27 protein-coding genes are annotated in these 23,651 nt (G+C 36.8%); all 27 read left to right on the forward strand.

Annotated elements, in window-relative coordinates:
- Positions 1-15: 15 nt before the first annotated feature.
- The 27 genes from topA to fliR all read left to right on the forward strand — a co-directional run bounded on the left by topA (position 16) and on the right by fliR (position 23,628).
- Entirely contained in the window at positions 16-2,100 is a 2,085-nt protein-coding gene (gene topA, locus BHF68_RS02730) for a type I DNA topoisomerase (RefSeq protein ID WP_069642088.1), read from the forward strand.
- A 12-nt stretch (positions 2,101-2,112) separates the two neighbouring features.
- Positions 2,113-3,435: an FADH(2)-oxidizing methylenetetrahydrofolate--tRNA-(uracil(54)-C(5))-methyltransferase TrmFO gene (trmFO, locus tag BHF68_RS02735; protein WP_069642089.1), complete on the forward strand. Its 1,323-nt coding sequence runs from the start codon at positions 2,113-2,115 to the stop codon at positions 3,433-3,435.
- A 171-nt stretch (positions 3,436-3,606) separates the two neighbouring features.
- Positions 3,607-4,146, forward strand: coding sequence for an ATP-dependent protease subunit HslV (hslV, locus tag BHF68_RS02740; protein WP_069642090.1), 540 nt, complete (start codon positions 3,607-3,609; stop codon positions 4,144-4,146).
- 49 nt (positions 4,147-4,195) lie between these two features.
- Positions 4,196-5,608, forward strand: coding sequence for an ATP-dependent protease ATPase subunit HslU (gene hslU / locus BHF68_RS02745; RefSeq protein WP_069642091.1), 1,413 nt, complete (start codon positions 4,196-4,198; stop codon positions 5,606-5,608).
- Between the two features lie 8 nt (positions 5,609-5,616).
- Positions 5,617-6,396 carry a GTP-sensing pleiotropic transcriptional regulator CodY gene (codY, locus tag BHF68_RS02750; RefSeq protein ID WP_069642092.1) on the forward strand — a complete coding sequence of 260 codons (780 nt, stop codon included), beginning with the start codon at positions 5,617-5,619 and terminating at the stop codon, positions 6,394-6,396.
- 311 nt (positions 6,397-6,707) lie between these two features.
- Positions 6,708-7,112 (forward strand): flagellar basal body rod protein FlgB, encoded by a 405-nt coding sequence (gene flgB, locus BHF68_RS02755; RefSeq protein ID WP_069642093.1) that lies wholly within the window; start codon positions 6,708-6,710, stop codon positions 7,110-7,112.
- A gap of 2 nt (positions 7,113-7,114) precedes the next feature.
- Entirely contained in the window at positions 7,115-7,570 is a 456-nt protein-coding gene (flgC, locus tag BHF68_RS02760) for a flagellar basal body rod protein FlgC (RefSeq protein WP_069642094.1), read from the forward strand.
- 46 nt (positions 7,571-7,616) lie between these two features.
- Positions 7,617-7,925 carry a flagellar hook-basal body complex protein FliE gene (gene fliE, locus BHF68_RS02765; protein ID WP_069642095.1) on the forward strand — a complete coding sequence of 103 codons (309 nt, stop codon included), beginning with the start codon at positions 7,617-7,619 and terminating at the stop codon, positions 7,923-7,925.
- 32 nt (positions 7,926-7,957) lie between these two features.
- A complete protein-coding gene (gene fliF / locus BHF68_RS02770) occupies positions 7,958-9,490 on the forward strand; it encodes a flagellar basal-body MS-ring/collar protein FliF (protein WP_069642096.1) in 1,533 nt (510 codons plus the stop codon).
- A gap of 10 nt (positions 9,491-9,500) precedes the next feature.
- Positions 9,501-10,514 carry a flagellar motor switch protein FliG gene (fliG, locus tag BHF68_RS02775; protein ID WP_069642097.1) on the forward strand — a complete coding sequence of 338 codons (1,014 nt, stop codon included), beginning with the start codon at positions 9,501-9,503 and terminating at the stop codon, positions 10,512-10,514.
- The gene (locus tag BHF68_RS02780; RefSeq protein WP_069642098.1) at positions 10,507-11,340 is read left to right on the forward strand and encodes a FliH/SctL family protein; all 834 of its coding nucleotides are present in this window, start codon (positions 10,507-10,509) and stop codon (positions 11,338-11,340) included. The genes fliG and BHF68_RS02780 overlap by 8 nt, the downstream gene beginning before the upstream one ends.
- Complete coding sequence (gene fliI, locus BHF68_RS02785) at positions 11,327-12,655, forward strand: flagellar protein export ATPase FliI (RefSeq protein WP_069642099.1); 1,329 nt, start codon at positions 11,327-11,329, stop codon at positions 12,653-12,655. The genes BHF68_RS02780 and fliI overlap by 14 nt, the downstream gene beginning before the upstream one ends.
- 4 nt (positions 12,656-12,659) lie before the next feature.
- A complete protein-coding gene (locus BHF68_RS02790; protein WP_069642100.1) occupies positions 12,660-13,097 on the forward strand; it encodes a flagellar export protein FliJ in 438 nt (145 codons plus the stop codon).
- Between the two features lie 79 nt (positions 13,098-13,176).
- Positions 13,177-14,046, forward strand: coding sequence for a MotE family protein (locus tag BHF68_RS02795; protein WP_069642101.1), 870 nt, complete (start codon positions 13,177-13,179; stop codon positions 14,044-14,046).
- Between the two features lie 43 nt (positions 14,047-14,089).
- A complete protein-coding gene (locus tag BHF68_RS02800; RefSeq protein WP_069642102.1) occupies positions 14,090-15,760 on the forward strand; it encodes a flagellar hook-length control protein FliK in 1,671 nt (556 codons plus the stop codon).
- 10 nt (positions 15,761-15,770) lie between these two features.
- A complete protein-coding gene (locus BHF68_RS02805) occupies positions 15,771-16,322 on the forward strand; it encodes a flagellar hook capping FlgD N-terminal domain-containing protein (protein WP_069642103.1) in 552 nt (183 codons plus the stop codon).
- Between the two features lie 22 nt (positions 16,323-16,344).
- On the forward strand, positions 16,345-16,734 hold the full coding sequence (locus BHF68_RS02810; protein ID WP_069642104.1) for a TIGR02530 family flagellar biosynthesis protein: 390 nt from the start codon (positions 16,345-16,347) through the stop codon (positions 16,732-16,734).
- 78 nt (positions 16,735-16,812) lie between these two features.
- Complete coding sequence (gene flgG / locus BHF68_RS02815) at positions 16,813-17,622, forward strand: flagellar basal body rod protein FlgG (protein ID WP_069642105.1); 810 nt, start codon at positions 16,813-16,815, stop codon at positions 17,620-17,622.
- 90 nt (positions 17,623-17,712) lie between these two features.
- Positions 17,713-17,940 carry a flagellar FlbD family protein gene (locus BHF68_RS02820; RefSeq protein WP_069642106.1) on the forward strand — a complete coding sequence of 76 codons (228 nt, stop codon included), beginning with the start codon at positions 17,713-17,715 and terminating at the stop codon, positions 17,938-17,940.
- A 15-nt stretch (positions 17,941-17,955) separates the two neighbouring features.
- Positions 17,956-18,399 (forward strand): flagellar basal body-associated FliL family protein, encoded by a 444-nt coding sequence (locus BHF68_RS02825; RefSeq protein ID WP_069642107.1) that lies wholly within the window; start codon positions 17,956-17,958, stop codon positions 18,397-18,399.
- Between the two features lie 44 nt (positions 18,400-18,443).
- Positions 18,444-19,439 carry a flagellar motor switch protein FliM gene (fliM, locus tag BHF68_RS02830; RefSeq protein WP_069642108.1) on the forward strand — a complete coding sequence of 332 codons (996 nt, stop codon included), beginning with the start codon at positions 18,444-18,446 and terminating at the stop codon, positions 19,437-19,439.
- On the forward strand, positions 19,432-20,802 hold the full coding sequence (gene fliY, locus BHF68_RS02835; RefSeq protein WP_069642109.1) for a flagellar motor switch phosphatase FliY: 1,371 nt from the start codon (positions 19,432-19,434) through the stop codon (positions 20,800-20,802). The genes fliM and fliY overlap by 8 nt, the downstream gene beginning before the upstream one ends.
- A 25-nt stretch (positions 20,803-20,827) precedes the next feature.
- Positions 20,828-21,190 carry a response regulator gene (locus BHF68_RS02840; RefSeq protein WP_069642110.1) on the forward strand — a complete coding sequence of 121 codons (363 nt, stop codon included), beginning with the start codon at positions 20,828-20,830 and terminating at the stop codon, positions 21,188-21,190.
- A 20-nt stretch (positions 21,191-21,210) separates the two neighbouring features.
- The gene (locus BHF68_RS02845; protein WP_069642111.1) at positions 21,211-21,804 is read left to right on the forward strand and encodes a flagellar biosynthetic protein FliO; all 594 of its coding nucleotides are present in this window, start codon (positions 21,211-21,213) and stop codon (positions 21,802-21,804) included.
- Positions 21,801-22,553 (forward strand): flagellar type III secretion system pore protein FliP, encoded by a 753-nt coding sequence (gene fliP, locus BHF68_RS02850; protein WP_084019157.1) that lies wholly within the window; start codon positions 21,801-21,803, stop codon positions 22,551-22,553. The genes BHF68_RS02845 and fliP overlap by 4 nt, the downstream gene beginning before the upstream one ends.
- Positions 22,554-22,567: 14 nt before the next feature.
- Complete coding sequence (fliQ, locus tag BHF68_RS02855; protein ID WP_069642112.1) at positions 22,568-22,837, forward strand: flagellar biosynthesis protein FliQ; 270 nt, start codon at positions 22,568-22,570, stop codon at positions 22,835-22,837.
- 14 nt (positions 22,838-22,851) lie between these two features.
- Positions 22,852-23,628, forward strand: coding sequence for a flagellar biosynthetic protein FliR (gene fliR, locus BHF68_RS02860; protein WP_069642113.1), 777 nt, complete (start codon positions 22,852-22,854; stop codon positions 23,626-23,628).
- Positions 23,629-23,651: the final 23 nt, after the last annotated feature.

Raw genomic sequence — 23,651 nt, forward strand, 5'->3', positions numbered from 1 at the left:
TAAGGGGGAGCCCCATTGGCAGAATCATTAGTTATCGTTGAATCTTTGACAAAAGCAAAGACAATTAGCAAATATTTAGGGAAAAAATTTATCGTAAAAGCTTCAGTTGGGCATTTGATTGATCTACCGAAAAGTCAAATAGGTGTTGATATAGATAATAACTATAAGCCTAAATATATTACGATACGAGGAAAAGGAAGTATACTTAAGGAATTACGAGATGCAGGTAAAAAGGTTAAAAATATTTATTTAGCCGCTGACCCTGACCGTGAGGGTGAAGCTATAGCCTGGCATTTAGCACAAGCACTAAATATAGATGAAGGCAAGGCTTGCCGTGTTGTTTTTAATGAAATTACAAAACAAGCGGTAAAGGATGCGTTTAAAACTCCTAGAAAGTTAAATATGGATTTAGTAGATGCACAGCAAGCGCGCAGGGTATTAGATAGACTAGTCGGATATCAAATAAGTCCATTATTATGGAAAAAAATCAAAAAAGGTCTAAGTGCTGGGCGTGTACAATCAGTAGCTGTTAACCTAATTATTCGTCGTGAACGAGAAATAATTGCATTCGAGCCTGAAGAATATTGGACAGTTACGACGACCTTTAAAAAAGGTACAAAAAGTTTTGAAGCAAAATTCCATGGTTATGATAATAAAAAAACAGAGCTAAAAAATCACGAACAAGTTAAGGAATTATTAACACACATTAAAGATGGACAGTTTGTTGTTAAAGAAGTGAAACATGGCGAGAAGAAAAGAAATCCTGCACCACCGTTTATCACATCTACACTCCAGCAGGAGGCAGCAAGAAAATTGAATTTTCGTTCTGCAAGGACAATGCGTACTGCCCAACAATTATATGAAGGTGTAGAAATTGGTAAACAAGGAACGGTGGGTCTGATTACATATATGCGTACAGATTCCACAAGAATTTCAGATACTGCTAAAAATGAGACGAAGGATTATATCATAGAAAATTTCGGTGCAGAATATTATCCTAAATCTCCAAGAAATTATACGAAAAAAGCGGCACAGGATGCCCATGAAGCTATCCGACCTACAGCTGTTACGCTAACGCCTGATAGTATTAAGGAATACCTGTCTAAGGATCAATATAAGCTATATAAATTAATTTGGGAGCGTTTAGTCGCAAGCCAAATGTCAGAAGCAATTCTCAATACTATGTCAGTTAAAATACAAAACAATAATGCTATATTTAAGGCTACAGGCTCGAAAATTAAGTTTCCTGGTTTTATGAGCTTATACATTGAGGGTTCAGATGATGTTAGTGATGATAAAGAAAAGTTTCTACCTGAGTTACAGGAACAGGATAAACTGAAAAACACAAATATAGAGCCGAGGCAGCATTTTACTCAGCCACCGCCACGTTATACAGAAGCGAGACTAGTTAAGACCCTTGAAGAATTAGGCATAGGTCGACCGAGTACATATGCACCAACAATAGAAACTATTCAAAAGCGCGGCTATGTGACACAGGAACAAAAGAATTTCTTACCAACAGAGCTAGGAACAATCGTTAATGAGATGCTAGAGGAGTTTTTCTCTAAGATATTAGATGTCCAATTTACTGCTAATTTGGAAGAACAGCTTGACTTAATAGCCGATGGTGAAACTAATTGGGTTAAAGTAATAGATGAATTTTATTCTGATTTCAAGAAGGATCTAGAAGTTGCTGAAAAGGAAATGGAAAAGGTTGAAATCAAGGAAGAAGTATCGGATGAACCCTGTGATAAATGTGGAAAGATGATGGTTTATAAACTAGGTAGATTCGGTAAGTTTCTAGCTTGTCCAGGTTTTCCAGACTGTAGAAACACAAAGCCAATTTTAAAAGACACAGGTGTAGCATGTCCTAAGTGTAAGGGCGCTATAGTTGAACGTAAGGGCAAGCGTCGGAAAACATTTTTCGGTTGTTCAGAGTATCCAGACTGTGATTTTATTCTTTGGAATAAACCAGACCAGCGCCCCTGTCCAAAATGTGGCAATATTATGGTCCAAAAAAGCACAGGCAAAGGTAAAAACCAAAAGAATGTCGTTGAGTGTATAGATGAAGAATGTAAATATAATGAGAACGTAACATAAATGGAGGCTAAAATGAGTATTGACGCAGTAGTGATAGGAGCAGGTTTAGCAGGAACTGAAGCAGCTTGGAATATTGCAAACGCTGGATATAAGGTTCAGCTCTATGAGATGAGGCCTAAGAAGACAACTCCTGCCCACTCCACTGACTTATTTGCAGAGTTAGTATGTAGTAATTCATTGCGGGCTAATAGCATAACAAACGCTGTGGGGTTATTGAAGGAGGAAATGAGGCAGTTAGACTCATTAGTAATAAAATCAGCTGATGAAAATCAGGTTCCTGCAGGCGGTGCTTTGGCAGTTGATCGAACTCATTTTGCTGAACAAATCACTAACGAAATTAAAAATCATCCTAACATCACAGTCATCAATGAAGAAGTTACATCAATTCCAGAAGCCGAGGTAGTAATAATCGCAACGGGTCCACTAACATCCGACGCATTTTCTAACACAATAGCTGATTTGACAGGGTCAGAACACTTGTACTTCTATGACGCAGCAGCTCCCATAGTAACTAAAGAATCTATAGACTTCTCTAAAGTATATATAGCTTCTAGATATGATAAAGGAGAAGCTGCATATATTAACTGCCCGATGAGTGAGGATGAGTTTGATGCTTTTTATGATTTTTTAATTAGTGCAGACAGAGCACCTACTAAAGAGTTCGAAAAGCTACATGTATTTGAAGGCTGCATGCCAATTGAAGTTATGGCTGAACGAGGCAGACAAACTCTACTATTCGGTCCGATGAAGCCTGTAGGGTTACCTGATCCGAAGACGGGAAAAGAGCCGTTTGCTGTAGTGCAGCTACGTCAGGACAATAAAGAAGGCACCATATACAATTTAGTAGGATTTCAAACCCACTTAAAATGGGGCGAGCAGAAAAAACTCTTAGGATTAATTCCAGGCTTAGAAGACGCTGAAATCGTGCGTTATGGTGTTATGCATAGGAATACATATATACATTCTCCTGACTTATTAGACGCAACCTATAACTATAGAACAAAGGAAAATTTGTTTTTTGCTGGTCAGATTACAGGTGTTGAAGGTTATGTTGAATCTGCAAATTCAGGATTAGTTGCAGGTATTAACGCCGTGAGATTTCTATCAGGACAGGAGTTAATTACCTTCCCCACGGAAACACTTACAGGGGCCTTAGCTAACTATATAGCAACATTTGAAGGAAAATCCTTTCAGCCAATGAATGTTAACTTTGGCATACTACCAGCACTCGAGAAGAGAATACGTAATAAAAAAGATCGGTATCAAGTTTATGCAGATAGATCCTTAGAAATAATAAAAGAGACTATTCAGAAAATTAAAACTAGTGAGACTTAATTATATTGAAATTAATATATGGCTATGGTAACATGGTTTTGATTATAAATAGAATGATTAATTATGTAGTTTAGGAAGTGTTTGAGAGAACACTTCTTTTGTATTGTTGAAGTACATATAATTTTGATTGACAAAGTATAAAACGCAAAACTTTTATTTCGGAGGTGCCACATGGAACATAGTTTTCATGCAACCACAATTTTAGCTGTACATAAAGATGGTAAAGCTGCCATGGCAGGCGATGGCCAGGTGACATTTGGTAATGCAATGGTAATGAAACACGGAGCAAAAAAAGTTCGTCGTTTGTATAAAGGAAAAGTCGTCGCAGGATTTGCTGGATCTGTTGCTGACGCATTTACATTATATGAAAAATTTGAAGCTAAGCTAGAGGAATATCATGGAAATCTTGAACGTGCTGCAGTAGAATTGGCTAAAGAATGGAGAATGGATCGCGTATTACGTAGACTAGAAGCTATGCTAATTGTGATGAATCAGGATAAATTATTATTGGTATCTGGTAGTGGGGAAGTAATTGAGCCAGATGATGGGATACTAGCCATTGGCTCTGGTGGAACCTATGCTTTATCTGCAGCAAGGGCACTCAAAAACTTCTCACAATTAACAGCAGAGGAGATTGCAAAACAATCATTGTTAATTGCGGCAGAGATTTGTGTGTATACAAACGATAATATTAATGTAGAAATTATATGAAAAATCTAAAATGTAGCACCTTTAAAAATTAAATTACGAGGTGAAGAGGATGCAAAAGAATAGAGAAGACATCAGTATCACACCAAAGGAAATTGTACAGAGGCTAGATCGATATATTATAGGCCAGAATAATGCGAAACGTTCAGTCGCCATAGCCTTAAGAAATCGATACAGAAGAAGCTTGTTGGATGAAGAAATGCGTGAAGATATCATACCGAAAAACATTCTAATGATTGGGCCAACAGGTGTCGGTAAGACTGAAATAGCAAGAAGATTAGCGAAACTAGTTGGAGCACCCTTTGTGAAGGTGGAAGCTACTAAATTTACCGAAGTTGGTTATGTTGGACGTGATGTTGAATCTATGGTTAGGGACCTGGTGGAGACGTCAATTCGTATGGTTAAAGAAGCAAAAATGGAAAAGGTACAAGATGTAGCTAAGCAGCATGCTAACGAACGCTTGGTTCATCTCTTAGCGCCTTCACCTATAAAAAAACAAATGAAAAACCCGTTAGAAGCCCTAGGCTTATTTGGAGGGTCAGACCAAACTAATCAAAATAAGCAAGAAGAGGAATTCAAGTTAAGAGAGCTTGATATGAAGCGCTCTCAAATCAGGAATGAATTGGCCATGGGCAAATTGGAAGAGCATATTGTAGAAATCGAGGTCGATGATTCTACGCCGCAAATGTTTGATTTATTCTCTGGGTCAGGCGTTGAACAAATGGGTGTTAACATGCAGGATATGTTAGGTAACATCCTCCCAAAAAAGAAAAAGAAACGCCGTTTGCCAGTAAAAGAGGCTAGAAAAATATTAACACAAGAAGAAGCCCATAAGCTTATTGATATGGATGAAGTTAACAGTGAAGCTATCAAAAAAGCTGAGGATTTAGGTATAATATTTATAGATGAAATAGATAAAATAGCAAGCAAAGAACGTGGTCCAGACGTATCACGTGAAGGAGTCCAACGAGACATACTGCCGATAGTGGAAGGTTCCACTATAATGACTAAATATGGTGCTGTAAAAACAGATTATATTTTATTTATTGGTGCAGGTGCATTTCATTTATCAAAGCCATCAGACCTAATACCAGAGCTGCAGGGGCGCTTTCCAATTAGAGTTGAGCTTAGTTCTTTAACTAAAGAAGATTTTATTGAGATTCTTACAGAGCCTAAAAATGCATTATTGAAACAATATATTGCCTTATTAGAAACAGAAGGTATTAAAGTTGATTTTTCAAAGGAAGCAATTTATAGAATTGCAGAGTTAGCGACACTAGTAAATGAAACAACGGAAAATATAGGTGCTAGACGACTGCATACCTTATTAGAAAAGGTTTTGGAGGATTTATCCTTTGAGGCTCCAGAAATTACATTGGAAGAAATTATAATCACACCTGAGTATGTGAATGAAAAGCTTCAAGGGATTGTTAAAGACCAAAATATGAGTCAGTACATTCTGTAGGAGGAGCTATGGACCTATTAAATAAAACCAGAAAAATAAATAAACTGTTGCAAAAGGCAGCAGGGCAAGCAACAAGTTATATGGAAATGGCTGCGGTTCTTAGAGACGTAATTGAAGCTAATGTCTATGTTATTAGTAATAGTGGGAAGATACTAGGCTATGCAATAATGCGTGAGTTTGAATGTGAAATTATGAAGGAGCAAGTATTACACGAAAAAGAATTCCCGGGAGACTACAATGAAAAACTATTACAGATAACAGAGACTGAAGATAATGTCGAAGATTTAAGTCCTGAATGCGTTTTCTCTAGTGAGGTTAGTTGTATATTTGAAACAAAACACACAACTATTGTGCCAATTATTGGTGGTGCTGATCGCCTAGGTACGTTAGTATTAGCGAGATTTCAAGGTTCCTTTGATAAGGATGATATGATACTTGCAGAATATGGAGCGACAGTTGTTGGGATGGAAATGTTACATGAGCGGGCTAACAAAGCTGGAGAAGAAGCTAGGTCAAAAGCTGTTGTATCAATAGCTGTTAATTCATTGTCATACAGTGAACTAGAAGCAGTCGACCATATATTTGATGAATTAAATGGCAATGAAGGTTTGCTAGTTGCCAGCAAGATTGCCGATCGTGTAGGGATAACACGATCAGTTATAGTCAACGCACTACGGAAATTAGAGAGCGCTGGTGTAATCGAATCCCGTTCCCTTGGAATGAAGGGGACATATATAAAAATATTAAACGATAATTTAATTGCAGAAATAGACAAAATTCGCAAATAACAAAAACTAAAAGATAAAAATAAGCTAAAGATAATAATTTAAGGGCCTTATGACCTACGATCATAGGCTCATTTTTTATTAATCAATATTGGAAAAAATGGTTCTAAATAAACCCTTTTGCATACTTGTATATATTTTAATGTAGATATAAAATATATATAGTATGGTTTTAAAATTAAACTGACAAAAAATATTAAAAATAAGTGTGCTCTTTCTTGAAAAATGATAGAATATAAAAGGAATTTAGTAGTTTATGTCGAAAATTGTTTAGATAGAGACTTTATAAATATTTATTTAAGGAGGAGAAGTAATTGGATATTTTCAACAATCCTTCTATACTTAGTGTCCATAAAGCATTAGATGCAGCTCAGCTACGTCAACATGTTATAGCTAATAATATAGCAAATTCGACAACCCCTGGGTTTAAAAAATCTAGTGTAAAGTTTGAGGAATACCTTAGTAGTGCATTGGGACGGAAAGGCATTTCTGGATTTAGAACAGATGCTCGTCACATGCCAATTGGTTCTAGTCGTTTTGAAGATGTTGCGCCGCGAGTAATTACGCACAAGGATTCAAAGATAAATAACAACAAGAACAATGTGGATATTGATGCTGAGATGACAGATTTAGCAAAAACCCAAATCTGGTATGACGCACTATCTACTAACATGAATGGTAAATTTAACAAGTTAAGAACTGCCATAGGAGGTAGGTAAAAATGTTTAGGGGTCTAGATGTAAGTGGCTCTGCATTAACTGCTCAACGCCTGCGCATGGATTTGATATCTAGTAATATTGCAAACGCTAGTACTACAAGGTCAAGGGTTCAAGACGGTGAATCTATTCCATATCGTAGGCAGCTTGCTGTGTTTGAACCTAGCAAGACATTCCAAACAGCATTGAATAACTCAATGAAATCGCAAATAGGTTCTGGTGTCCGTGTGAGTAGAATCATTGAAGACCAATCGCCTTGGAAGTTAGTTTATGATCCGAATCATCCAGATGCAATAAGGGATGTTAACTCTCCTCAATATGGCTATGTAAGAATGCCAAATGTAGACATAGCAACAGAAATGGTAGATTTAATTTCGGCTACTAGGGCATATGAAGCAAACGTAACTGCCCTTAATGCTTATAAATCAATGGCTTTAAAGGCCTTAGAAATTGGAAGATAATAATTAGTTTTTTGATATAATAATTAATGTTTTAGGAGGGTTAATAGTGGTTGATAAATTGAATGGTTTAAATATAGGAATAAATCAACTACAACGGTTACAGCCAGTAACTAATAAAACTGAGTCAACAAATAGTGTTAGTTTTGGTGATACACTTAAGCAAGCACTTAATCAAGTGAATAAATTAGAAAATGAATCAAGTAAAATGGGGAAATTGTTGGCAGCTGGCAAAATTGACAACTTACATGATGTTGTTATTGCTGGCCAAAAAGCAAGTATTGCTGTTGAATTAACAGTTCAAGTGCGAAATAAAGCAGTTGAAGCTTATCAAGAAGTTATGCGCATGCAAGTTTAATTTTGTCTGTAGCTAGTAGGTGAGGTGAATACATGAGCGAAAAATTTAAAGAATACTTAGAAAAAGCAACCAGCTACTGGCAAAATCTCGATAAGAAGCAAAAGATTAAATTAGGTTCGAGTGCAGCCTTTATTTTGACTGCCTTTATTTTATTATCTATATGGGCCGTAACTCCAGAATATACAAGCATAGTATCTAATGTCTCTGATGCAGAGGCAGGGGAAATAATAAATGAATTAGAAAATTTGGGAGTTCCTTATCGCTTGGAAGGGAATTCTATTCTTGTACCGCAGTCTAGGGCAACTAGGGCTCGATATGATTTGGCTGCAAGTGGATATCCTAAAAGTGGATCAATTGATTACGGTATCTTTACAGATACTGGTTTTGGCATGACCAAAGATCAATTCTCAGTTCTAAGAAAAGGTGCATTAGAAGGCGAACTAGAAAAAACTATAAGAAAAATAGTAGTCGTTGAAGATGCGAGGGTCCACCTAAACATCCCTGAACCTTCTGTTTGGGTACGTGACTCACAGGATGATGCTTCAGCGGCTGTTTATTTGAACGTAAGACCTGGTGTTAACTTAGATGAAAATCAAATCTTAGGGATCGAGCAACTTGTTATGATGAGTGTTCCTGGGGGAATCGCCAGGGAAAAAATTATTTTGATAGACCAAAATGGAAGAAGACTTGTTGCAAATGGATCAGGCACTGATTCTTTAGCACAGGTTTTTACTAATCAAATAGATATTAAAAGTCAAATTGAGACACAAATACAACGAAGCTTACGAAACTCCCTTGAGTCGATAATGGGTGTTGGAAACGTAGTAGTTGATGCTGTGGCAAAGATGAATTTTGATCAACAGAGTAGGATAGAGGACTTAGTGTCTCCTGTAGTTGGTGATCAAGGAATAATTATAAGTAGGCAAGAAGAAACTGAATCATCTACTACTGGTTCGGGAGATGGTGGAGTTCCTGGTTTTACTGGGAATGACCCTGCTACTTATGAATCAGGCGACGGTCAAACGGGTACTTACGATAGAAGCTTTGTGATTGAAAATAGAGAAGTAAATAGAACTCAAATTGAGACTGTTTCTCAACCGTATAAAGTTGAGGATGTTTCTATTTCTATTTTACTGAATCAAAGAGAAGACCAACCAATACCAGAAGAATTAATTGATCAAATAAATACAATGGCTAGAAACATTGTATTAACAACAGCTACTCAGAGCCTAGCTGATGATGATGTGAAAATATCTGTGTTAGCTTATCATTTTGACACTACATTGGCAGATCAATTTGCTGATAGAGGTTTATCGCCACTTGAGATGCTATATATTGCAGGAGCTGTTGTCGGTGCGATTGCAGTGGCTGGTGGAGCGTATGTAGTATGGAGACGTCGTCAGCAGCCAGAAGAGTCTGAGGAATTAGATTCGCAGCCAGTTGCCGAAGAAGATATAGAGCTAAACGAAGAAGGACAACAAGTTAAGAAACAGTTAGAGAAACTAGCTAGATCGAAACCAGATGATTTCACCAAATTACTTCGCACTTGGTTGATGGAAGATTAGGAGGGATATAATGGCCCGTAGTCCTCAAGGATTAACTGGAAAACAAAAGGCAGCAATATTAATGGTATCTCTAGGTCCTGAAGTTTCATCACAGATATTTAAGAATTTACGCGAGGATGAAATAGAACAATTAACCTTAGAGATTGCCAATTTAAGAAAAGTAGACCCAGCAGATAAAGAGCTTGTTTTGAACGAGTTCCATCAAATATGTGTTGCTCAGGAATATATATCACAAGGTGGTATTGAGTATGCTAAGGATATATTACAGAGGGCACTAGGTCAAAATAAAGCGGTAGAAGTAATTAATAAATTAACAGCTTCGTTGCAGGTGCGGCCATTTGACTTTGCAAGAAGATCAGACCCGACGCAGATATTAAACTTCATTCAAAATGAACATCCGCAGACTATCTCTTTGATATTATCATATCTAGAGTCTAAGCAGTCGGCAGCGATATTGTCAGCACTACCGCAGGAAAAACAAGCAGATATCGCTAAACGGATAGCGACAATGGACAGAACATCACCTGATATTATCTCAGAGGTTGAGAGGGTTCTTGAAACGAAACTGTCATCATCCCTTACTGCAGATTATACTTCTGCAGGTGGAATAGAAGCTGTAGTTGAGATATTAAATGGCGTAGATAGAGGAACAGAAAGAACAATACTAGATGCTCTAGAAATACAAGATCCTGAATTAGCTGAAGAAATTAAGAAGAGAATGTTCGTATTTGAGGATATTGTTACCCTTGATGACCGTTCTATTCAAAGAGTTATTAGGGAAGTTGAAAACCAAGATCTTATACTGTCATTAAAAGTAGCCAGTGAAGAGGTTAGGGAGACATTATTTAAGAATATGTCTAAACGTATGGCAGATAATTTTAAAGAGGAAATGGAATTCATGGGACCTGTAAGATTGCGTGATGTAGAAGAGTCTCAAACACGTATAGTGGCCGTTATTAGAAAGCTTGAGGAAGAGGGCGAAATCATTATTGCTCGTGGCGGAGGAGATGAAATCATTGTCTAGTAGAATCTTCAAAGCTGGATTTGTGAAACCTTCAACAGAAGCTAAAGTAATTGAAGCAAAGCCTGTTCCTTTTAAAAAAATTGAAAATCAAAATAACAATATAGAAGCACAAGAAGCTGAGAACGATAATAAAATCCAACTTTCTAGAGAAGCTCAGGAAATAATCAACAACGCTAAACTAGAGGCTGAAGAGATATTGCAGTTAGCAGAGCAGCGTGCAACAAATATTAACCAGACTGCAGAGCAAGAAAAAGACTTAATGCTAAAAGAAATCGAAGACAGCGCATCGAAAATTTTTGAAACTGCTAAGCAAGATGGATTCCAGGCTGGTTATGAAGAAGGATATACTGCTGGGAATAAACAAGCACATGATGATTATATGCATAGAATTAATGAAGTTAATATAATTCTTAAGGAAGCTAATAAACAAAAGGTTGATGAACTTTTAGAAGCACAAGAATTAGTAACAGATATAGCCTTTGAAGTAGCTAAGAAAATACTCTTGAAGAATCCAGAGGTTTTAAAAGAACAAATTGTAGATTTAGTGACTAAGTCCTTGGAAAAAGTAAGGGATACTGAAAAAGTTGAAATTAATGTAAATCCAAAGGACTTTTCTGTTGTAAATGATGCTCTGCCGAATCTCAAAAATATTATTCATGGCAAAGCAGATATTGTTATACAAGTAGAAACACACATTGATGAAGGTAGTTGTGTGTTGCATACAAGCTTAGGAACTATTGATGCGACTGTAACTACACAGTTAGAGGAAATCAAAAAAGCTTTACAATCATTAGACTTAGGAAGTGAAGGGATTGCCGAAGCTTAACCACTCACATATATACAATAAAAGTGTTAATTTGATTCGTAGGATAGATCCTATACGTGTTAATGGCAAGGTAACTCAGGTTATAGGTTTAACGATTGAGGCTAAAGGACCTGCGGTTTCCTTAGGAGAAGTATGTATAATTGAATCACGCACCCAAAACCAGACGATATATGCAGAAGTAGTTGGGTTTAAACATGACAAAGTTTTGTTAATGCCTTTAAGTGAGATAGGATCAATAAGTCCAGGGAGTCAAGTAATACCAACAGGTAAACCATTCAATGTTAAAGTTGGATTTGAGTTACTTGGATCTGTGCTTGATGGTCTTGGTAGGCCAATCGACGAGTCTTCTATACCAGATAATTTAGAGACATATAGCGTGAATAACACTCCGCCAAATCCATTAAGTAGACCGAGAATCACGCAGCCCTTATCTGTTGGTGTGAGATCAATAGATGCTTTGCATACAGTAGGTAAAGGCCAACGTATAGGACTATTCGCTGGAAGTGGTGTAGGAAAGAGTACGCTCTTAGGTATGATTGCCCGAAATACTGAAGCGGATGTCAATGTAATAGCTTTAATTGGCGAACGCGGTAGGGAAGTAAGGGAGTTTATAGATAAAGATTTAGGTCCAGAAGGTTTGAAAAAATCTGTTCTAATAGTTGCCACATCTGATCAGCCTGCACTCGTTAGGATGAAAGGTGCTTTGCTTGCTACTGCTGTAGCAGAGTATTTTCGCGACCAGGGCAAGCAAGTTATGTTAATGATGGACTCTTTAACTAGGTATGCAATGGCAGGTAGGGAGGTCGGCTTGGCCGTAGGTGAACCACCAGCAGCTAGGGGCTATACACCGTCAGTGTTTGCAACACTGCCAAGGTTATTAGAACGGGCAGGAACATCAGCGACAGGAAGTATTACGGCGTTCTATACCGTGTTAGTCGATGCTGATGATATGAATGAACCGATTGCGGATGCTGTGAGGGGAATTCTAGATGGACACATTGTGTTATCGAGAAAGCTCGCCCATAAAGGTCATTATCCAGCAATAGATGTGTTACAAAGCGTCAGCCGTGTAATGAATGATATTTCAGATAAAGAACATCTAGAAGTATCTAATCGTCTTAAGGAATTGTTAGCTATTTATAGAGAGTCAGAAGATTTAATATCAATTGGTGCATATAAAAAAGGTAGTAATCGAAAACTCGATATAGCAATTCAATTTAAAGATAGAATAGATCAATTTTGTCAGCAACAGATATATGAGAAAACAACCTTGCAGGAGTCGATTGATAGCTTAACACAACTAATTAGGGAGTAGTGTTATGAAACCTTTTCATTTTCAATATCAGAAAATACTAGATATCAAGCATAAGGACGTTGATACTGCAAAAAAAATATTTAGCAGTTCGGCTAAAGAATTAGAAGATGCTAAAGCGGTATATGAGGAATACAAAATCGAAGAATTAGCGCTACAAAGGGAATTAGCTGAAGTACAATCTACTTCAACGTTTACTTTATGTAATGGATATCAGTACTACTTGAAGCTGAAAAAACAGCGAGAAGAACAATTGCGAAGAGTAAGGGAATTAGAAAAAGTTCTAATAATCAAACATAGGGAGCTTATGCAAGCATATAAAGAAGAGAAGAAATGGGATAAGCTATCTGAGATTAAAAAAGAAGCCTATGTTTTTGAACAATCTAAATTAGATCAAGAGAATTTAGATGAGATTAGCTTACGACAATATGGTATGAAAAAATAAAACAATATGCCGATAACTTATAAGTGGAGATATATAAACTCAAGCAGCTATTAGTGCAATTGACATAGGTGGTGGAAATATGGCAGATTCTTCAGAGAAAAATTACAGTAAGCTTGAGTGGTTGTTCTATATTATAATTTTACCGATGTTATTTACTGCAATTTTATCTGGGGTGTTTATGTCGTTTTTGGGATATGACATAGCAGGAACAATACGTAATGCTCTTTCAGCCGTTCCTGTTGTTGGCAACTATATTCCTGATGATCCGGATCGGCAATTAACTGCTGAGGAGCAGATAGAACAATTGCAAGTGGATATTAATAATTTAGAAAATGACATAGATAACCAACTGACAATAATAAATGAACTAAATAGTTCATTAGAGACTAGGGACAACACAATTGCTGCCCTTGAGCAACAGATTGCTGAACTTAATAAGCAACTAGAGGGCAAGCTGTTAGATCAACAGGCCTGGGAGGAGAATTTAGCGGAGCTAGCGAGGATGTATACTAGCATGCCGCCCAATCGTGCCGCACCTATAATTTCAAATCTACCAGACTTAGAGGCTATACAGATATTAAACCAAATGAATAGTGCAGATAGAGCAAAAATTCTAGAACAGATGAACCCAATACAAGCAGCTACATTGACTTCTCTAATGACAGCTCGACCAGATTCTGAATCTGAAGAGGTAGCTGTATTGCTAGCAAAAATAGAGCAGTTAAATAACCAATTAGATCAAAGACACAGGCGAGAAGAACGCGCCCAGGAGCTTGCGAGTTTATACTCAAATGTGTCAGAGGAACGAGCTGCAGAAGTTATAGCTCAAATGAATAATGCTGAAGCAGTAGAGATATTAAGGCAAATGTCAGACGTTAAGCGAAGCTCAATCCTTGGAATTATGCCATCTAATAGGGCTGCGGTGCTTACCCAGCTACTATTAAACTAAATTTATAAGATTTATGTTACTATTTGAGAGGAGGTGAAAACGAATGAATATGAACGTATTTTTTGCTGAATTTGATATGCAGCAACAACTACTACCTAAGGGCAAAAAGAACGCAGACATGGGGAGTTTATTTGCTGATGTACTATTGAATAAAACCCTTCTGGCTAAAGGTGAAACTGTAGATGCTAGCTTGTTCTCCTATGAATTTGCTGAAATGTTTTATGCTTTGTCTGCTAATACTGGCAATTCGTTAGTTGGTTCTAACACTAGTAAAGACCAATTCGGAGTTAGTGACCAGTTATTCACAGATTATTTATTAGCTAGTATGGTTAGTGAGAAGCTCAGCAATCTGGAAAATGATAATAGTGATTACCTTGCTAATATTACTGAGTTGAAAGATTTACTTGCTAGTTTAAGCATGAAGGAAAGTAAAGCTATCGAGACGCTTGTAGAGAGTCTTTTGGAAAGTTTAAGTACAGATTTTGAATCTGGTGATGTTGAGTTAAAGTCTCTAATAAGCGAATTAGACACTGCAAAGTTATCTGAAGCATTTGGATTTTTGGACATCGCACTTGTGATGTTACAACAATTGATCGGCGCTTCTCAGAAGAATATAGCAAAAGCTAATTCTTTGTCGTCAAGTCAGGATGCTTTATTTCAACATAAGCATAAGCTCACTAATAAATCTAATTTATCTGCAAATGCTCTGGAGATACTTGCAAAGCTAGAGAATAATAATGCTTTGTTAAAGGATTTATTACAGACTATGGGCAAAGAGGCAGATAAAGCTCGAGAACTAATAAGCATGCTTAAGCAGCTTATAGCAAAGACTGAACAAAAATCTTTCCATGAAGGATCTAACAATCAACAGCTAGTAACAAATGTTAAGCAAATTCCATTACATCTACAGCAAAATATGACACTTCCTCGAAACACAGAGAGTAAGAACAGTCAATCAAAAGCAAGCGATGTTGGAAGTCAGGAAGTCAAAGCAGCTACAACAGTGAATACTGGGGAAGTAAAAGCTAATATACAACAACCAGTAACTGAAGAAAGAAACTCAATTAATCACCAACATCAGTGGCAGCAAACTGGTAAAGAGCTTCAAAGTAGAGATACCATAGCTGTTGCTAACAGTCAAAATGCAAGTCAAGAAGCTACAAAAAATTCAAGTTCAAACGAGGTTAGACTTAATTACACTAACCCTAACGAACTTCAAAAGCAAATTCAAGAACTTGTTGTTAAACAAGCAAAGTATGTTAAGAAGCCAAATGGTCAGCAATCTTTAATCGTCAATTTACAGCCAGCTAATCTAGGATCCATCAAAATAGTAGTTGCGGCAAATCAAGGTCAGTTAACTGCTAGTATAATTACTGACACTGTGATGACTAAGGAGTTAATCGAAAGCACAATAAACAACCTTCGAGTAGCTTTAGCCAATACAGGGATTCAGCTTGACAGAATGGAAATTCAACAGCAGAATCAGTCAAATCAATCTGTAGCTCAGTCGGCAGGTGCACAGTCACATTTACAACAGCAAAAACGCAACCAAGATCACCAAGATGAGCAGCAGCAGAAGAAACAAAAAAGTTCAGGTAGATTTGACATTGACGAATTAGAAGAACTGGCACTTGATTTTATCGCTGACAATAATCTTGATAAGCGCTTTGTAAGTCATGATGGATATTCTGCAGCAGTAAATTATACTGCTTAGGAGGAACTATATGGGTAACACAATCAATATTGATAGACAGTCCTTTTCAAATACTCAACAACGTGAAATAAGACAAGAGTTAGGCAAGGACGATTTTCTGAAAATTCTTGTTACACAATTACAGCATCAAGATCCAATGCAACCGCTTGAAGATCGCGAATTTATTGCACAAATGGCTCAATTTAGCTCATTGGAGCAAATGACCAAGATTGCAGAATTGCAAAAGCAAAGCAACTCGATGCAGCAATTTCAAGCATTTCAGCTAGTTGGCAAAGGATTAGAGGGTATTTCTGATAATCAAGTTATTAATGGAGTTGTGTCTGAAGTTCGCATGAAGAATGGTATAGCTGTTTTAAGGGTTAACGGAAGAGACATTTCACTTGAAGATATTGTACGTGTATATGAAGTGAAGCCTGATTCACCAGTTGAAGAACCTAAAGAAACAGAGCAGCCAGAAGTACCAGGAGAAGAAGCTGATAATAATATTCCTGATAATACTGAGGAAACAGCAGAGGGTGTGGAAGCAGGCACTGATGACAATAATAAAACAGACGAATTATAGTTAAATGTAAGGAGGGACGTTTATGGACAACAAAATTTGGTTTCATCAACCAATCCAGCCTGTAAAACGCCCAATAACAAGCACACCAAAAACAAGTACACAGCAACCAACTAAAAACTTTAATGATGTGTTCCAAAAAACACTAGAAACAACTAACGAACCTGTTAAATTTAGCACCCATGCGATGAAGCGTATCAATGAGCGTGGTATAAATATGACAGAATCAGATATTTCAAAACTTGACAATGCAATTAAAAAAGCTGCCTTAAAAGGTTCTAAGGATGCATTAGTAATAATGAATCAGGTGGCATATGTTGTCAGTGTTAATAACAAAACAGTAGTTACAGCAATGGATGAAAAATCAACAAAAGAAAACGTATTTACAAACATTGACAGTGCAATAATTTTGTAAAACGGGGCTGGACCTAACGGGGGCCTCAGACTTGCCGAACGATTGACGCAAGTTACACACATTGAGGAGGACATAAAAATGTTAAGATCACTTTATTCGGGTGTATCGGGAATGCAAGGTTTTCAAACGAAATTAGATGTAATTGGTAATAATATAGCAAACGTTAATACTGTAGGATTTAAAGCAAGCAGAGTAATGTTTCAAGATGTTCTTAGTCAAAGAATCGCTGGAGCAACAATTCCAGAGGACGGCGAAAGAGGTGGGCGTAACCCTGTTCAAGTTGGACTTGGTGTAGGTGTTGCAGCAATCGATACCCTTCATACAGAGGGTAGCCCACAAACAACTGGTGTAGGAACAGATTTATATATAAACGGTGACGGATATTTCGCTGTGCAGGATGGCGCTGATGGTGAAATCCTATTAACGCGTGCTGGGAACTTCACTTTAGATGCTCTAGGATTTTTAGTTACCGCTGACGGATACTTTGTTCTTGATGAAGGTGGCGAGCCTATACAGTTAGAAGACGAAGTTGAATCATTTAGCATAGGCGCTAATGGATTGATAACGACCATTGATGGTGAAGGTGAACAAGGTGAAGCAGGTATCATTGGCCTTGTTACTGTTAGAAATCCTATGGGCTTAGAAAAAGTAGGTGGTACTAAGTTTAGAATTACAGGAAATGCTGATGAAGAAATTGAGCCTCAAATCGGAGCACCAGGTGAAGAACGCAGGGGCTTCTTAGTAGCAGGCCGCCTCGAGATGTCAAATGTTGAGCTTACAAGCGAATTCACTGAAATGATTATTACTCAAAGAGGATTCCAGGCAAACTCTAGAATTATTACTACATCTGATGAAATACTTCAGGAAGTAGTTAATCTGAAACGATAAATATTATTATTAATAATATAGTTGGTCGGTAGCGTTTAAGAAACGCTACCAACTACCTATATTATATGTTTTTACTTTGGAGTGATTCAAATGATTGAAGTATCAAGACTAAATGGTAGTACTTTTTATATAAACCCATTACACATTGAAGGTTTCGAATCTATTCCAGATGTAGTAATAACCTTAACAAATGGGAAAAAGCTTGTTGTGCGAGAGAATGCTGATGAGATCATTACTAAACTGACTGAGTTTTATAGAAACACTGGTGGGCTAAAAGTGGTGATTCAATACCAAGCACAACAGGAAATTGAAAAGTAGCTGGAGGTAGTGCCTGTGTTTCAAAATAAGTTATTAAATATCTCATTAATTATATTAATAGCGCTTTCATTATTAGCAATAGTTAGTGTGTTAGCGTATATGTTGTTCTATGATGGAACGCTAGATGATAATGATGAGCCTAGGCCAGTATCGGGTTCTGACGTACAAGAGCTAGCAATTAAAACTGATAAAATAACAACAAATCTAGCGGACGGTAGGATGATAATTTTAACCTTATCATTGTTAGCAGAAGATAGACGTTCAAGAGATGAACTTCAGCAAAGAATGGTTCAGGTTAATGATTTAATTATCACGACACTCCACTCCCAAACAAGGAAAGATTTTGAGACAACAGAAGGCTTAGAATCTTATAAGCTATTATTACTTCAAAGATTAAATCAAATTATGGAACGTGGTACTATTATTGACGTATTTTATATTGAAAAGGTAATACAATAACGCATTAAAATAACATTGTTAAAAGAAAAGTGGGTGGTCTTAAAATGAGTGAGGTTCTCTCTCAAAGTGAAATTGACGCCCTTCTTACCGCTATATCTTCTGGAGAATTAGATGCAGAGGAAATGCGTAAGGATGAAGTGCAGAAAAAAGTAAAAACCTATGATTTTAAAAGAGCATATAGATTTTCTAAGGATCAGACACGGAGTTTAACTCGTATTCATGAAAATTTCGCTAGGCTTTTAACGAGTTATTTCTCTGCACAATTTAGAACTTTAGTTCAGATTGCAGTAGCTTCCGTTGACCAGTTGCCATATGACGAATTCATTAGGTCAATTCCTAAGATGACAATCTTAAATGTATTCGAAGCATATCCATTAGAAGGAAGATTGGTAATGGAGGTTAACCCCAATGTAGCGTATGCCATGCTAGATAGATTAATGGGCGGTCAAGGGGTTAGCGCTGAAAAATTTAGGAGTCTTACCGAGATTGAAACAATTGTAATGGAGAAAATTTTTAATAAAGCATTAGAGAATTTTGCTGAAGCTTGGAAAACTGTAGTAGATTTAGAACCTGAATTAGATGTATTAGAAACAAATCCACAGTTTATGCAAATAGTTTCTCCTAATGAGACAGTAGCTGTAATCTCCTTTAGCACTAAAATTGGTGATGCGACTGGTATGATAAATTTATGCTTGCCGCATGTTGTGTTAGAACCGATAATGCCAAAGCTAACTGCAAGTCATTGGCTTGCATCCCAGAAAAAGGCTAGATCGGAACAAGAGATTCAACAAATTCAAGAACGAGTTAAGAAGGCAACAGTAACAGTAAAAGCAGAGCTTGGTTCAACACCGCTTACAATAGGAGAGTTTTTAAATTTAGCTGTAGGCGATATTATTCAATTAGACTCACTATATGAAGAACCAGTGAAAATACGAGTGGGGAATTTGTTGAAGTTTAAAGGTCAGCCTGGTGTATCGAAAAAACGTATAGCTTTACAAGTTTCGGAAGTTTTAGAAGAAGGAGTTGAAGAAAATGGGTAGAGATATGCTTTCTCAAGAAGAAATAGATGCTTTATTAAAAGCTGGAGGCTCTGATGAAGACGATGATGAAAGTACTTACGAAGCTCTAGATACGGATAGCTCTAAAAATACAAACGTCTCAATAGATATAAATGATTACTTATCACCATTTGAACAGGATGCATTAGGAGAAATAGGAAATATATCATTTGGTAGTGCGGCAACAGCTTTATCAACTTTATTAGGACAGAAAGTGGATATTACAACTCCAACGGTCTCAGTAATAGAAGTAGAAAAAGTTAACAATGAATTTCCGATGCCACATGTAGCTGTAAATGTTGGTTATACAAGCGGCTTTGAAGGCAGTAATTTATTAGTTATCAAGTCAAGTGATGCCCGTATTATCGCTGATTTGATGATGGGTGGAGATGGTCGTCCAGACCAAGAGCAAGAATTGAGTGAACTCCATACAAGCGCGGTATCTGAAGCTATGAATCAAATGATGGGTTCAGCAGCAACTGCAATGTCAACTATATTTAATGATTTTGTCAATATTTCTCCGCCAGAGACTAAGGTGTTGGATTTTGACGATACAGACTCTATGGAAATGCTACCAGATGAGGATGTACTAATTAAAATATCTTTTCGATTAATAGTTGGTGACTTAATAGATTCTTATATTATGCAGCTAGTTCCAGTTAACTTTGCAAAGGATATGGTAAACAGATTGACTGGTGGTATGTCTGAAGAGAGTCAAGCTCCTGAGCAACCAGCTGCGGCAGCTACTACACAGCAAGCACCTCCACATGCAGTGGAAGAGAAAGTAGCAGCTTCTCCTAATCAAGGGAATCAGCAGCACCAAGAGCAACATATGCCACAATATCCTAATCAAGGATATCCAGCATATCAAGAGCAACCACAGCAACAGCAACAACAAGGCGCACCATATAATTATGGTCCACCACCTGGGTATCCACCCCAAGGCTATGGACAGCCTCAATATATGTACCCGCCGCCTCCACCATCTCCACAAAAGCCAGAGTATTATGGAGGATTGCATCAACCAAATGTCCAGCCTGCTGAATTCTCAAGCTTTGATCAGAGTAAAAGCAGCTATGCAGGAGAGGGTAACCTTAATTTGTTACTAGACGTACCCCTACAAGTTACTGTAGAATTAGGTAGAACGCGTAGACAAATTAAGGACATATTAGAACTAAGCCAAGGATCTATTATAGAATTAGATCGCCTTGCTGGTGAACCAGTAGACATACTAGTTAATAATAAGCTTATTGCTAAAGGCGAAGTCGTTGTAATTGACGAGAACTTTGGAGTACGTGTAACAGATATAATAAGTCAGATTGAGCGTGTACAGAAACTCCAATAAATGCTAACATCAAGGAGGTAATAGAATGTCAGCCAAAATAATGATAGTTGATGATGCTGCATTTATGAGAATGATGATTAAAGATATATTAACTAAAAATGGTTTTACAGTTGTAGCTGAAGCCGCTGACGGTGCACAAGCTGTTGAGAAGTATAAAGAACACAACCCTGATTTAGTAACTATGGATATAACAATGCCAGAAATGGATGGTATAGCAGCACTTAAAGAGATTAAAAAAATGGATCCATCGGCAAAGGTTATTATGTGTTCAGCCATGGGTCAACAAGCTATGGTTATTGATGCTATCCAAGCGGGCGCTAAAGATTTTATTGTTAAACCTTTTCAGGCGGACCGTGTTTTAGAAGCTATCGGTAAAACCTTAAGTTAAAATTAGAAAGTGGTGAAACGGTGAGCAATAAAGTAAATACACCTGTCATAATACTGCTATTAGCTATAATTATTGCTGTATTTATTCCTGCCTCCGTAAATGCTACAGGCAATGTATTTGATTATTTCAATCAAGGTACTGAGCAAGATGAAAATTTGGCTGATGAAGTTGGAACTACGACCACTAATAATACTTGGTTATTTATTAGTGCTTTAATTAAACTAGTAGTAGCCACAACAGTTATAATTCTAATCATATATTTTGGAGCAAAAATTATTACTGAGAAGAGACGACGTTTTCAGAGCAGCCAAAATATGCAAACCATAGGTGTACATGCATTAGGACAAAACAAAACACTACAGGTTGTTCGCATAGGTAAAAAAATCTATTTACTAGGCGTAGGGGATAACATTAATTTAATTAAAGAGTTGTCACCTGAAGATTCAATTAAATTATATGAACAAATTGAAGAACAAACACAAGAGGCTAGTGAAGACAATAACAGTTTTGCTAACCAATTTGATAGTGTTTTCAAAAATAAACTTTCTGAGTTTAGAAAACGCAATGATGTCTCCCCGCAATATCGTAATGAAAACGAGAGGGAGTATCTATGAAAAAAATTATAATAGTTACTTTACTAGTTTCTATGCTGCTTATGCCAGGTGTGTCATATGCACAACCGTTACCTGGTATTCCTGGAATTAATTTAGAGCTAGGAGCGACTGATAATCCAGAGGATGTTTCAGTTACTTTGCAATTGATACTTTTACTGACTATTCTATCAATTGCTCCTGCAATTTTAGTATTAATGACTAGTTTTACTAGAGTTGTGGTTGTACTTTCATTTACTAGAAATGCGTTAGCTACTAATCAAATGCCCCCAAACCAAGTTATAATAGGACTAGCTTTATTTATTACATTTTTTATTATGACACCAGTTTTTACTGAAGTTAATGAAGTAGCGTTACAGCCTTATTTAGCTGGAGAGTTAGAACAAACAGAGGCTTTAGAACAAGCTGCACTACCTTTTAAAGTATTTATGGCCAAGCATACTAGACAAAAGGATTTAGCTTTATTCTTAAACTATGCAGACATTCCTCCACCGGAGTCAATAGAGGATATACCGTTGCAGGCATTAGTACCAGCATTTGCAATTAGTGAATTAAAAACAGCTTTCCAAATAGGTTTTATGATTTTCATACCGTTTTTAGTTTTGGATATGATTGTGGCAAGTACGCTAATGTCGATGGGTATGATGATGCTACCGCCAGTTATGATTTCCTTACCTTTTAAGGTATTACTGTTTATATTAGTAGATGGTTGGTATCTTGTTGTCCGGTCGCTGTTAATTAGCTTCTATTAAAGGGGATGTAGAGTATGACTCCAGATTTTATTATTAGGTTAGGGCAAGATGCAGTAATTGTTGTATTAAAGGTAGCTGGGCCGATGATTACTGTTGGTCTTGCTGTTGGTTTAACCATTGCTATTTTTCAAGCTACAACACAAATTCAAGAGCAAACACTTACGTTTGTTCCTAAAATATTCGGAATTTTAGTAGCAATGGTTGTGTTTTCATCATTTATGCTAAATACGTTATTAGATTTTTCTTTGGAAATCTTTGAAAATTTACATTTATTTATTAGTTAGGTGTGTAATTTTACATGGAACTAATCAATCAATTACCAGCTTTCAGTCTTGTGTTCGTTAGAATACTATCGATGTTTATGATTGTTCCGTTTTTTAGTGGTAACCAAGTTCCTGTACCCTTTCGAATAGGAACTGCCTTCTTCCTTGCTATTATCGCATATGGTGGATTAAACCTAGAAAATCAATTCATACCACTTGGTGGAGAATATATATTTTATGTTGTTAAAGAGGTACTCATAGGTTTAATGATGGGATTTCTTGCATCGATGTTTTTTGCAGCTCTACAAGTAGCTGGACAATTTATCGATGTACAAATGGGATTTTTCCTAGCTAATGTTATCGACCCGCAAACAGGAGCTCAGGTTCCAATTATAGGATTTCTCAAGTATTATTTGGGTATATTAATTTTCTTATCATTAGATATACATCATGTTATTATTAATGCTTATATAGAGAGTTTTCAGATTATACCAGTTGGACATTTGTTCTTAGATGGAAGATACGCTGAGTTTGTTACAAGTGCATTTATTAGTATGTTTATAATTGCTGTAAAGATTTCTGCACCAGTAGCGTTCTGTTTATTGTTAACAAATGTAGCATTAGGTATAACGGCTAGAACAGTTCCACAAATGAACGTGTTCGTTATCGGTATGCCAATAAAAATTGCATTAGGTCTATTGCTTATATATCTGTCTCTACCAACCTTTCTTTTTATGTTAGATCTTTTGTTTGTAGAGATGGCAGAGAGTATTTATATTATGATTAATATTATTGCAAATAGTAGACCATAAATTTAAATATAGAGAGGGTTAAG

The organism is Desulfuribacillus alkaliarsenatis (assembly GCF_001730225.1).
Classification (GTDB): domain Bacteria; phylum Bacillota; class Bacilli; order Desulfuribacillales; family Desulfuribacillaceae; genus Desulfuribacillus; species Desulfuribacillus alkaliarsenatis.